Origin of the sequence: Gemmata obscuriglobus (assembly GCF_008065095.1) — a bacterium.
GTDB lineage: Bacteria > Planctomycetota > Planctomycetia > Gemmatales > Gemmataceae > Gemmata > Gemmata obscuriglobus.
The window spans coordinates 4,823,503-4,835,256 of record NZ_CP042911.1 but is presented as its reverse complement, the minus strand read 5'-3'; the positions used below and the strand labels follow the sequence as shown (position 1 = coordinate 4,835,256).

Below are 11,754 nucleotides of genomic sequence, written 5' to 3'. Positions count from 1 at the left end.
CGCAGTTATCGGAGCGTTTAGTGCCGCCGTTTCCGCTGCGAACGTGGGGATGTCAGGCCTGAAGGCAGTCAAGGAGCTGTCTGATCAATTTGGTTCAATCCAAGACCTGGTTTCCGTAACCTGCTTCGGCTCACCGCGTGCGAACCGCCAGCAACTCTACCACCTCGCGGCGTCCATCGCGTTCGGTATGGTGCATCGTCTCGCGGCGAACCTGAGTGATTTGGCTCCCCCGCCCGGGGCCATTGCGATCAACTACGACGCCACCTCGAACGTGCTCACCTTCACGCTGCGGTACTCGACGAGTTTGGCGTGGGCTCTGGCCTCGACCCAAGCTGCGGGCCGACCGGATGCCGACCAACTGTACGACCTCCTGCCGGTGCTGAGCGGTCCTAGGGAAGAGGTGGTTGGAGGAAAGTGGGACTTCACAGGTACGGGTGTGGGGTACGGCTTTTCGCTCCTTCCGGGCTTGCCCGTTCCGGTCCTGGAAGACCACTACACCGGCCGGGTCCAGATTACCAAACACGACGTGTCGCGAGTCCCGGACCCTTACGCTCCAGCCGGCTCTGGCGAAGAAGGCCCGACCCTAAACCCCCGACCCGCAGCCGATAGTCGCAGCCGGGGCACTTGGTGTCAGTTGGTCTACTCGGCACTGAGCCTGCCCGGAACCACCTTCGATCAGCTTTACCCCAAACCCCCAGCAAGCAACGACAAATACAGAGGAGAATGACCGGTGAAAGACACGAACAAGGCCATCAGTTACGATCAGATCTCCGGTGAGAGCGAGTACACCTTCGACCCCGGACGGTTCGCCCTGCCCGTCGCCGAACTGCCCCCGACCGATCCGCAAGAATTGGCTAACTGGAGCCCGGTGGTGATGGTGCAGGCTTACGCCCCGCAGATGAAAAGGACTTCGCGGTTTTACGAGAAGAAGACCGGCACCCCGCCCCAGATCCCGACACCGAAAGACGCGGGTGCGTTCCAGATCCTGTCCGGCACGCTGGTGTTCGACGCTCCAAAAGCACACGCCAACGGGACGAAATTTGACTGGGGCGTCGCGGGCGAGTACACTTTCATCCAGGCTGTTCGGGTCGATCCCAAGGACGGATTCCTGTTGAATGGTCTCCCGATCGAACTGGAGACGCAGCGGCAGAACGCGATTCAGTACGGGCAGGGTGCGGCACCCTCGGCGGGTCCGGTCGTTCAGGCTGGTCAGGACGCGAAGGTGGGTTACGCTCAGGCTCAGTACATCAGCTTCAGTGATCCCCGGTACGCCTACAACACCCCGACGTACTTCCCGGGCCAGTTTCTCAATGACGACCTTCTGAATGGAACCTAACAGGTGATGTATGATCGTAGTTGAATGCCCGCACTGCCACATTTCGCTCGATTGTGACCTGGAGCCCCCCGTTACAGTCAAATGCGGTCGGTGCGGAGGGGGGATGTTCGTTGAGAAGCCGGTTCCGACGGTTCAGCCCGCTCAATATCATCAAGACCCTCCAATGCCGTTCAAGTTGGTATGGTCGCGAGAGTCTGTACTTTGGGAAAACAGAATGCTGGCCCTCGTGCTTGTCGGCTGTATTTTATTTGTCTACGTACTGCTCGGGATGACAATGCTTAAAGAAGGTCCGCTGTACTTCCTGAAGTAGCCTCGGCCACCCTCTGGATGAGACAAAGGGATCTGCCAAAAACACTCAGGTCTTCTGGGCCTTCTATCAATACCTTTCTCCCAACTCCTACTTGCATCTAGACGGAGTTACTCGACACTGACCGCTGCTGAGGGCTAACCCCCTTGGTGGCGGTCTTTTCGCTTTTGGTACTGCACGGCACCGCGGTAGACTGGAGTGACCTTTCTGGAGCTTGACATGCGATGGACGCCCCTGGTCGCACTCTGCATCACCCTGTCTGTGGCCAGTGCCGCACCGGTTCCCAAACACCTGATGAAAGAGGAGCCCTTCTGGCCCACCGCGGTCGGCACGAAGTGGGTGTACGACGTGGAAGGTAAAGAGGAGAGGTACGTGATCTCGAAGGTCCGGGACGACCCGGAGGGCCAGTTAGTGAGTGTCGATCAGGTGGTCGGCGGTAAGAACGTTCCCTACGAAGAGGTGCTGGTGTCCGCTACTCGGCTGACTCGGGTGGGTTGGTCGGGGAAAGAGTGCGAGAAGCCCGAGTTGCTGCTGCGTGCCCCGGTCGAGAAGGGTGATTACTGGAGCCCGAACTACACGTCATCAAAGCCGAGGCGGGAGGTCGTCGAGGTGAAGGGGGTGGAAGTGCAGGCTGGCGTGTTCCAGGCTGTTCGGATCGAGTGCAGCTTCCGGGGAGGGATGCTGGGGCCACCACCCATTTATCACGAATGGTACGCCCGCGGTGTAGGGCTCGTGAAAAGGGTCTCGGGAAATGGCGAAGTGAAGGTGCTCAAATCGTTCACCCCAGGCAAAAAATAAGGGATACCAAGATGCGGATGCTGATGGGCTGCTTGGTGCTGGTGTTCTGCGGGCCGCTCGTGGCCGACGACAAGAAGGACGAGAAGATCGATCCGGCCAAACTGCTGGGCAAGTGGACAACCAAAGAGCGGGACTTCGCGGTCATCGAGTTCCTGAAGGGCGGTAAGCTGGTGTTGAGGCACGGGGATGGGAAGGAGGAGGTCGCGTTCGATGGCACTTATAAGCTCGACGGCAACAAGCTCACTGTGAACGCCCAGCCCGGCGGAAAGGAGGAGAAGTCCACCGTGACCATCAAGAAACTTACGGATTCCGAGATGGTAGTCATTTCCGATACGGGCAAGGACGTTGTAATGAATCGCGTGAAGGGTAAGTAGCGTGTGCCGAAAGGGGCACCGGACTCCAAATTACCTCAATTCGCTGACCGCTGCAAAGCCACTGCTGGGGGAGACCCTGGTGGTGGCTTTTCGTTTTGGAGTCCGCTTTTGGGGGTGGGGACGCTTGAGCAGGTAGGCGGGGCAGGAAACCGGGAGAGGACAATGGCCATTCAGCAAATTCCTTGCCCCTCAGAGAGCAGCGGGTACGCTTGCCCAGTACCTACCGGGGTTGAGATGGCCACTTTCCGCGAAACTCTGCGAACGCTTTTGGTGCAGAAGGACATTTCGCTTGCAGATCTGGCGAGTCGATCGGGCATAGCTTACCAGACTCTCAAGGGATTCACATCAAAGACCGCCGCCCGCAAGCCTTCGGTGCCGGTGCTTATCGCAATTTCAAAGTCGCTCGAAATCAGCCTTGACCAGTTCAGAGACTGCGATGACTTGCAAATGAAAAAACCGGACGAGAAGGAAGAGGCGGAATAAACTGAAAAATCGTCGGTATCTACTTGCGTACTAAATTGGAATTTTGCATACTGCTTGGGAGGCTTTTACCGGCTTGTCCGATCCCGCTCGCAGGAGCCCACCGTGGCCAACCCTCGCCAGTCCTTTACGCCCTCGTCCGACTGCCCCACTCCCGTCATTATGGACCCGATCGAGTCTTCTGATTCGCCGCCCTGTCCGCTCGCACCGATCCTCGAACACCTCGAAGCCCTGGTCCGGCCCGTCTGGAACGGTGGCATGGCTGTGGAGTGGAGTCCGGAGGAGATCGCCGAGGTTGGGGCCAACCTGGATCTGGTGTGGTCGCAGTTGAAGAAGATTCCTCTGCCTGCCAAGTGCTGAGCCGGGGGCCGGGGATCGAGATGCAAGTAGGGGTTGGGAGAAAGGTAGGGGTTTTGGCTGGCCCGATCCTCTGATCCGTCGGTGACGGTGCTCGCTCCCCGGCTCTCTCGTTTGCCTCTTCCGGATCGACGGTGGTTGCCTAACGTTCCTTTACGCTAGTGTCGCCGTTCGCTAGTCTGGCAACTCCCCGGTCCGCTCCCCAAGCCGTGGTTCGCCCCCATGCCCACTGTCCACTGCCCCGCCTGCAAAGTACGCCTGACGTTCGGTGCCGATCGGGCCGGTGCGACGGTTGCCTGTCCGAAGTGCAGTAACGCGGTCACCGTTCCGGGTGCTTCCGCCGCACCAGTGTCCCCACCGCCGCAACCGCCCGCTCCTTCACCCAAACCCCGAATCGAGTTCCTCTGCCCGTCCTGTTTAATGGAGTTGAAGGTGGATGGTCAGAGTGCTGGTGCGGAAGTTGACTGTCTGAGATGTGGTCAGGCGATTGTCGTGCCGTCTCCGTCAAGCTCACCTCGACTCGGGATTCTAGTTAAGTCTTATTCCACCTCGCAGTCCCCCGAGGAACGTACAGTTCCAGGGCGGCTGGTGCTCCCGGTACAATTCGAGCTTGTAGACGGTGCCGAGAAGGAGCAACAACCGAAAGTGCGGGGGAGGGTCAGAACCCGAAAGGCAAAGGTAGAAAGCGAAGAGGCCAATAATCTTGGCTTGTGGTTTGTTGGTGGGTTGCTCGCTCTCCTGTTGGTTTGTGGGGGCGGTTTGTTGCTCGGTCACCGTGACCCGGATCAGTTTAGGCGGGCTAAAATATTACTGTTCTTTGTCCTGTTCGGATGTGGTTTTGTTCTCGTTTCGTGTGCAGTAGCTTGGGCGGGAGGCTGTTCGTGGACTGAGGGTGCTCTGCAAGTCGGAAAGGTACTGGCATCGCTCACAGTGGTTCTCCTGATCGTAATGATGGTGGTGGGGAGTTCTAAAGGGTCTGGGCAACCACGAGTGGCATCCTGTTGGTACTGTGGTACGGTTTACGATCGCTCAAGGGCTTTTGTTTGTCCAGGTTGTGGCCGGTAGCCAGAGTTGCCCAATCTCTCGTCGGAAGCTGCCGCGATCGGTAGATGGTGCTTGGCTGAGGTCTGTGTCGGACCGATCCGTCTGCTTCGGTGTTGAGGGCCGAGTGGCAGGTGCGTGTGTGGAGGTTCCAATGAGCGAGCCCGATTGGTGGCAGGAGAGCCCGGCGAGTGAGCCTTCGGCAAGGGCCGTGTTCCTGTCCTGGGAGCGGTTCCGGCTGGCGTACAACCTGATTCTGGCTGCGGTCGTGGTGCTCACCCTGGCCGTGGGTCGCGACTGGTCACTGCTGTCTGACGTTGAGTTCCTGATCTACCTCGTGGTGTACGGGCTGGGTGCCAACTTGTGCTTCGGGGCTGGTCCTTGGGTTGAAGGGTGGCTGCTGGTGTTTCGCACGGGAGGGGTTGGAGCCCGTTGGACTTTGTTCGTTCTCGGCACCGCTCTGGCCGCACTCTTGACCGCAGCTTCCGTGATGGCCTACCGACCACCGGTGTGGGACTGAGGGCGATGGCGTCCTTCAACTCTAAGTTTCTCCCAACACCTACTTGTATCTAGACGCCAGATCCTTGATCCGTAGGGGCTGAGAGTCTAGATGCAGAGTAGGAGTTGGGAGAAGCTTATTGCTTTTGGTAGCGGTCGGTCTGCACGGTACTCGGGAATGGCAGTTGCCAAGAGCGGTTGGGTCAGGGATGATGCAGCGGTGCAGTTCCACACTGGTTCGGCTGCGGAGGGCGTCTCTCGTGACCATGCTGGAATACGTGCTTCAGCAACTCCCGTATCACGCCCCGCTGCTGGCGGTGTACCTGATTGGCTTTATCATCTCGTTGGTCCAACTCGGTCGTCACCCCAGACCCTCCGTGATCGTACTGGTCGCGTGTGGCCTCCTGTTCCTGGCCTCGGTATTGGCCTTACTGGCTCACGGCTACCTCTTCAGTTCTGTCAAAGATCAGAATCTGGGGTTCGAAGCGTTCCGGCGGTGGCAGGTCGTCGTTGCCGCTGTCGTGTCCCTGCTGCACGTCACGGGGCTCTCGCTCTTGTTGGTTGCGGCCTTTGTTGGTCGGAAGGGGGTGGTGCGTGATGATGCGGCGTCTCTTGGGAGTCGGGAACCAGCGGACGGACCGGGCGTGTGAGACTCTCGGTCGGCGGCTGGTGCTTATGGCAATCTCCTGGTGTTGTGGGTGTGCTACTTCTTGCCGGGTGTGAACGACTTGAGCGAGCGAATCACCGTCACCGTGCCGCACCGCTTCTGCGTCCGCTTCACCTCCCCGACCCCCGGTGCGTACCACGAGGTGAGCGTCTCGGTTCCGCTTTCCACCACCACCCGCAGAGCCTTGAACGTACCCGCCGGCACTTTGACCTCTTCCGCCTCGTGCAGGGTTCTTTTTCCCGAAGGCGTTTCCCACGACTCTCCGGCCCGTAAACCGCACTTCAGCACCCACACCGGCTCGGGCTTGTCGTTGAAAGCGTCCTTGGGTTGCCTCAGCCCCTTGGTGGACACGATCATTTGGGTGTACCGCGTGCTGGTACCGTCCACCCCCTTGCGAGACACCACCAACTCGTCCCCGTCCTTCTCGACCGCCGACACTTCGACCGCCTCTTCACCGCCCCGCTCGTCCTCGTACACCCACTTCGCACCCACGACGGTCGGGAAGTAGATCAGGTTCTTGCCCGCGTCTTTAGGGACCGGAGCGGCGGTTGTCGGGAGGGCGAGGCCGAGGACGATCAGCGGTACGTGTCGCATGAGGGCCTCCAAGAGGGGCTCCGACAGTTTACCCGAGCGGGGCAGGGGGTGCTACTTGTGAAATGGCGGGTGTCGCCGATCTCAAACTTCACCATCCTCGTGGACTCGGACTTCACGCCACCCATACGTTTCTCCCAACACCTACTTGCATCTAGACTCTCGCCTCTGTCTGGAGCGGTGGGGGTGGGTGAAGCACGGTGGACGATCGGCACTCCCCACTTTTGAGTTTGACCTCAATGCGTGCCGCCTTCTCGACCCGCGACCGCTTCTCGATCCGTATGGTGATGCGTTCGACCAGCACCTGTATTCCGTTACGCAGTTTTGCATTCAGCCACTTCCGGCACTCCCCCACTGATGCCCTGCGAACCTCAATCAGCGTCTTTGGCTCGACGGGCGGTTGTGGTGCTCGTGCTTCTGCTGCCCGCTTCTCCTGCTCCAGTTGTTTCCCCAGTTCCTTCCGCTCCCTGCCGAGTGCCTCAAATACGGTGAGTAGCTCGTCAAAGGCCACCGCTGGGCAGTTCATCAATGAGGTTGATAATTTCTCGATCTTCACGTTCAGTTCGCCGATACGCCCCTCCAACTCCGCAATTCGATCCACGCAGCCGAAAGCCGCTTCTGTCGTGACCTGCAACTCGGGGAGCAGTGACAGAACCGCCTCCTCCACCAATTGGTACGGGAACGATCGGCCTTTCGGGTGAGGGGTGCTGTTGTAACTCGCAGTACTGCTCAGGAAGGGTTTGAGGTGGCGGTGAGTTCCGTAGGCCATCGAGCTTCCGTCCTCAGCGTTGTACACCAGACCTGACAGCACGTTCTCCCTGAAAGCTCCTCCCCTACCAGCCTTACCCTTCCGCTTCTTGATCGTTCCAAGAGCCGCGTAGAAGTCCTGATCCGAAATCACGCGAGGGAAGTAGTCCAGTATCCGCTCCCCATGATTCTGCATCTTCCCCTCGACCAACTTCTTCGGTTGGTACTCTCCCAACACCCGACGATCGACCAGGATCATTCGCACGTAGGCTGTATTCCACTTCCCGTTTCGCCCCCAACCCTTGATCCCCTCTTCGGTCAGCTTCTTAATCACGAAATAAGTGCCCATCCCCTCCAGAGTCAGTCTGAAAATCCTCTTGACCAACTCGACCCGCTCGGGCACCGGTACGAACTTCCCCTCTTTCACCTCCAGCCACTTGGGGCAAACGGAAGTCATCGGGGTCTTCTTCTCGACTGCGGCTTTTCGCTTCTGCTCCCAGTTCTCGCTGATCCGTTTGCTCTTGGTGGCCGACTCTTCGTGGGCTCGGGAGAAGTAGATCAGAGGCTCGATCAGGGTCATGGGATCTTGGTCAGCAGGTGTGTACTCTCGCTCGGGATGAACGGTGACGATCGATACACCAGAGTCCAAGATGCTCAAGAACAATTGCAAGGCTGGGCGGATTTGATCCCTCGACAGGCGGTCCAGCGACTCGACAATCAGCACCGATCCCACAGGCACTTTCCCCGACCGAGCCAGTTCGAGAAAAGCAGCCAGAGCCCCCTCCTTGACGTTCGACCCACGGAAAGCAGACGCCCCGAGATCCCGAATGGAAGTGCTCTCGTCCAAGGTCAGCCCGTGCTTCTCCGCGTACTTCTGACTGAACTCGGTTTGACGGCGGAAAGAGTCTCCCTTAGCCTGATCGGGGGTGGAGAAGCGAACGTAGGAGAAAGCCTTACGCATGGAACTACCTGATAGGGGATGGGCTCCTGGTAGGATATAAAAGTGATATCAATCTCAATGCGGTGCGAGTGGAATTCTTGGGCCTGCTTGATAACCTCGTGTCTTCCCGCGACTTCCTCTCGCCGAATGGTATTGGGAATCGGTCGATTATAAGGTCGGGGTCGATCGTCGGGTGCCCGGTTCGGGATAAAACGCTTCTCCACTTCCACTTCCTTGACCATCTCAGTTTTTGTGTTTAGAGTGTTAGCAGAGGCTACAGCCCCGCAATGGAGATCTGATGGCTAAGGGCAAACGGCAACCCTCACCCCCTCCACCCAAGAAGAAGGTCGAGCGGGACGAGTTCGGGTTCGAGACGGGGTTGTGGGGCGGACAAACGGAAGACGCAGATCTTGAAAAGCCGGCCAAGCAGCGGTACGAAGAGCCACCACCCGCACAGATCCGCTCGATGGGTAAGAGTTACACCCCCTCTGCTGCCGCCACTCCGAAATCAGAACCCGCACCCGTGCCACCCAGTTTCGGACTACTGAGTGAAGAGCCTGAGACCGAAGAACCCCCTTCTGTAACACCTGCACCCCAACCGGAGACCAAACCTGTGAGTACGATGTCGAAGATGGATGCCGTCCGAGCCGCCCTGCGAGCCAACCCCGACCTGACCGCCAGCACCGGAGTTCCCCTGCTCGCCAAGGAGTACGGGGTTGAGATCAGCCCCAATAACTTCAGCACGTACAAGCAGGTGGTCAAGAAGGAGTGGAGCGAAGGGAAGTCGCCGGCCCCTCCGACCTCTACCCCGGCCCGAGTTCCTGCACCCTCTCCCAAAGCTGCTCCCCAGACTTCAGAGCCCGGAGGCAGTTCGACACTCGCCGTGGTGCGGACCCTGAAATCGCTGCTGGCGACGTACTCTGCGGACGAACTCAAGGACTTGATCGACGCCCTCAGCGAGTGATTGGCCTCTTCCCCTGGATTCGGTTGAAGGGGAGCGACTTGACTGGTGTTGAAAATTCTAGTAGGTTTATGGCCTGAGCCCTTCCGCACCAGGAGATTGGCCGTGCCGCGGAACACCGAAATGATCGGCCACCTGGAATCGCTCAAGAAGAAGCAGGAAGCCGGCACCACCGCCTCCTCGCAGTACACCACCCGGCTCGACGTGGACACGGCCATCGAGTTCATTGAAGACTGCATGGCCCACGACGAGCTTCCGGCCGATGGCATCCGGCGAATCCTCACCTTCTACTACACGCTCCGGAAGAGGGGAGTTGCGGTCGGGCTCGGTCCGGTTCATCGCCAGATCCTGGACGACCTCTGCACCGCCACCAGCAGCGAAATCCCGGAAGCCATCCGCAACCTCATCATCGAGTTCGGCCCGCAGAAGCTGACTCAGATCCGGGATGCTTTACAGGTACTCAAGCCGGCAGACCGCAAACACACTTGACCTACAGACGGGCTGGCTGTTCAGACGCACCAACACATCTCACGCCCTCGCTACTATCTTTCCTCCAACTCCTACTTGCATCTCGACCCTCTTCTCTCAGTCCTCCACTCCCGTTTACACACTCCACTCCGTCAGTACGGGTCGGGCTAAACTACCGATCGGGTGAGGGTGAGTTGGCTATCGTCGAGGATTGAGATGCAAGTAGGTCTTGGGAGAAAGGTAGGGGGAGGGGCGAGAAGGGCTGTGCAGGCGATTTCGGTGGAGGTCGGACGGCGGCTCGGGTACGCTATTGAGGTCTTTCAGGAGGTTCCCATGCGGTGGATTCCACTGGCTGCGATCGTCCTCGCTGTTCTGCCCGCGGTGGAGGCTGCACCCGTTCCCAAGCACCTCATGAAAGACGAACCGTTCTGGCCGACAGAGGTGGGGACGAAGTGGGTGTTTGATGTGAAATGCGTGGATCGCGTTGAAGAGATTGTAGAGGTCGAGGATTTGCCCACGAGCAAGCTGCTGACCGTGCGGGTGCAGATGAGCACTGTGGACAAGCCGTGGGAACTGACTTATGAGGTGTCCGGCAGCAACGTGATCTACCGGAAGTTGACCACGACACGAGTTGACGAGATGCTGCTTCGTTTCCCCGTTCGGGCCGACGATTCTTGGGACGTGAAGCATCAACTTCAAGACAATTTCGTTGCTCAGACCGGTCGTGCTACCGTGGGTCGGACAGAAAAGGTGAAGGTGCCCGCGGGAACGTTCCTGGCGACCAACGTCACGGTCAAAGTCACCGAACTCAACGGGAAAGCTATTGACCCTCCTCGAAATAACGTCTTTTGGTACGCTCGTGGGATCGGGCCGGTCAAGGTGCATTACGACCTGGATGGCTGTGTTCCGCAGGAGTTGAAATCCTTCACCCCCGGCAAGAAGTAACCTCGACGGGAGAACTCGACGCGAGCGTTACTGTCCTGTGTGGTCGTGGTGGGCAGCAGCGGTTGGGTGCTCGCTGGGGACAAGAAAGAGGAAACGGGGCAGAGGGCCGGTTGCTTACTTCTGTATCTGAGAGTGGGTGGAATACAGGGTGAGTAAAGATTCTGGGTACTTTCCTGAAAATAATCGCAAGTGCAATTTTCGTAATGATTTGTGTAAGATTCTTGTGGCTTGCGGTCAGAGCCCAGCGTTGAAACCTATGGGTGTTGTGGGGGCGAGAGGCGTTCTCTATCCCCCCCCCCCTTCTGGAAATGCACGTCTCGCCGAAAGAACATGCCCCTCTTTTTGGGCCAGTTTCCACGAAAGAGGCTAGTGTATTTGTTAGATCGATGATGGTGTAATGCTGAGGCTGGAGTTGGCACTCTCTGTTGCTTAGCTACTTCTCGGAGTTCTTTACGATGGCGTTAGTATCGAGCGTTCACAAATCGCACTACCAACTTAGAAAGTTCGTGAAAGTCGTAAGCGAAATGCTCCTCTGTCGGTTTGGGGTGGCTATCACGAGTCAGTCGCACACGATCGCTAGTGACGCAAGCAAGCCGGAAGGGGAGCGGACAACCCACTCTACTTATGATATTGAGGATTATCGGTCATTTCTAACTCTGTATCGCCAAGTAGGATGGGCCAAAAGCGACAAGCCGTCACTCAATCTGGAAAAGATTGTTGATGTTCTGGAGGAGTGCTCGAATGACTTGAAACTAAGAGAACTCACTTCATACGTAAGAAGAGAAGCCTTGCCAAAAATGAAAGGAGATGCTGCTGTAGTGACTCTGCGGCGTTTGGACTCAGGAGGTCAGGTGCTACAGGAACTGGATGGGCATGAAATTCTTGACGCCTTTCTTAATGGTGAGGTGTTTCATCCCGATCCAAAACACGACAAGGTTATTGAATTTCTCGGTTCAGTTGGTGTTGAAGTCTGGCTACAAACATGGTTAATGATTACTAATGTTGTTTTGCCGACTCTGATAGGATGCCAGATGGTGTTTTGGGCTATTAGACACTTCGATATTCTCGCTGAGTCTGACTACTCCCCTCGGGCGTTTAAGTTGTGGCTCGATTTGGCGAATCCTACAAAAGGGTAAGAGCTTGGTTCCGGAAGTACCCATGATCGATTTTTTCGACCGCTGCCTCCGGGTTGCGGGTCTTCTCTACCAGAAACAAAGAAACCCAGACCGTCCTGGCCTGGGCTC

The 11,754-nt window shown here is 57.8% G+C and carries 15 protein-coding genes; 13 read left to right on the top strand and 2 right to left on the bottom strand.

The genetic code is table 11. From position 1 onward, the window contains the following. Positions 1-49 precede the first annotated feature (49 nt). The 9 genes from GobsT_RS20000 (at position 50) to GobsT_RS19960 (ending at position 5,841) form a co-directional block, all read left to right on the top strand. Entirely contained in the window at positions 50-727 is a 678-nt protein-coding gene (locus GobsT_RS20000) for a hypothetical protein (protein ID WP_010043821.1), read from the top strand. Between the two features lie 3 nt (positions 728-730). Next, positions 731-1,336 (top strand): hypothetical protein, encoded by a 606-nt coding sequence (locus GobsT_RS19995; RefSeq protein WP_010043819.1) that lies wholly within the window; start codon positions 731-733, stop codon positions 1,334-1,336. 103 nt (positions 1,337-1,439) lie between these two features. Next, positions 1,440-1,646, top strand: coding sequence for a hypothetical protein (locus tag GobsT_RS38885; RefSeq protein WP_109570982.1), 207 nt, complete (start codon positions 1,440-1,442; stop codon positions 1,644-1,646). Positions 1,647-1,862: 216 nt separating this feature from the next. Then, positions 1,863-2,441 (top strand): hypothetical protein, encoded by a 579-nt coding sequence (locus tag GobsT_RS19985; protein ID WP_010043815.1) that lies wholly within the window; start codon positions 1,863-1,865, stop codon positions 2,439-2,441. 11 nt (positions 2,442-2,452) lie between these two features. Further along, on the top strand, positions 2,453-2,815 hold the full coding sequence (locus tag GobsT_RS19980; RefSeq protein ID WP_010043812.1) for a TIGR03066 family protein: 363 nt from the start codon (positions 2,453-2,455) through the stop codon (positions 2,813-2,815). Positions 2,816-3,049: 234 nt separating this feature from the next. Next, positions 3,050-3,298 (top strand): helix-turn-helix domain-containing protein, encoded by a 249-nt coding sequence (locus GobsT_RS19975; protein ID WP_157506845.1) that lies wholly within the window; start codon positions 3,050-3,052, stop codon positions 3,296-3,298. A gap of 102 nt (positions 3,299-3,400) precedes the next feature. Beyond that, a complete protein-coding gene (locus GobsT_RS19970; protein WP_029601058.1) occupies positions 3,401-3,655 on the top strand; it encodes a hypothetical protein in 255 nt (84 codons plus the stop codon). A 1,192-nt stretch (positions 3,656-4,847) separates the two neighbouring features. After that, positions 4,848-5,213 (top strand): hypothetical protein, encoded by a 366-nt coding sequence (locus tag GobsT_RS19965; protein WP_010043805.1) that lies wholly within the window; start codon positions 4,848-4,850, stop codon positions 5,211-5,213. A 238-nt stretch (positions 5,214-5,451) separates the two neighbouring features. After that, complete coding sequence (locus tag GobsT_RS19960; protein WP_148087813.1) at positions 5,452-5,841, top strand: hypothetical protein; 390 nt, start codon at positions 5,452-5,454, stop codon at positions 5,839-5,841. A gap of 53 nt (positions 5,842-5,894) precedes the next feature. Here the strand turns inward: GobsT_RS19960 and GobsT_RS19955 are convergent, their stop codons facing one another. Continuing rightward, positions 5,895-6,452 (bottom strand): hypothetical protein, encoded by a 558-nt coding sequence (locus GobsT_RS19955; RefSeq protein WP_010043801.1) that lies wholly within the window; start codon positions 6,450-6,452, stop codon positions 5,895-5,897. A gap of 151 nt (positions 6,453-6,603) precedes the next feature. Then, entirely contained in the window at positions 6,604-8,157 is a 1,554-nt protein-coding gene (locus GobsT_RS19950; RefSeq protein ID WP_109570984.1) for a recombinase family protein, read from the bottom strand. A 277-nt stretch (positions 8,158-8,434) separates the two neighbouring features. Here GobsT_RS19950 and GobsT_RS19945 point away from each other — a divergent pair, with 277 nt between their 5' ends. The 4 genes from GobsT_RS19945 (at position 8,435) to GobsT_RS19930 (ending at position 11,646) form a co-directional block, all read left to right on the top strand. Beyond that, positions 8,435-9,100: a hypothetical protein gene (locus tag GobsT_RS19945; protein ID WP_148087812.1), complete on the top strand. Its 666-nt coding sequence runs from the start codon at positions 8,435-8,437 to the stop codon at positions 9,098-9,100. 102 nt (positions 9,101-9,202) lie between these two features. Continuing rightward, on the top strand, positions 9,203-9,586 hold the full coding sequence (locus GobsT_RS19940) for a hypothetical protein (RefSeq protein WP_010043794.1): 384 nt from the start codon (positions 9,203-9,205) through the stop codon (positions 9,584-9,586). Between the two features lie 312 nt (positions 9,587-9,898). Beyond that, entirely contained in the window at positions 9,899-10,510 is a 612-nt protein-coding gene (locus GobsT_RS19935; protein WP_109570985.1) for a hypothetical protein, read from the top strand. A 455-nt stretch (positions 10,511-10,965) separates the two neighbouring features. After that, entirely contained in the window at positions 10,966-11,646 is a 681-nt protein-coding gene (locus tag GobsT_RS19930; RefSeq protein ID WP_148087811.1) for a hypothetical protein, read from the top strand. Positions 11,647-11,754: the final 108 nt, after the last annotated feature.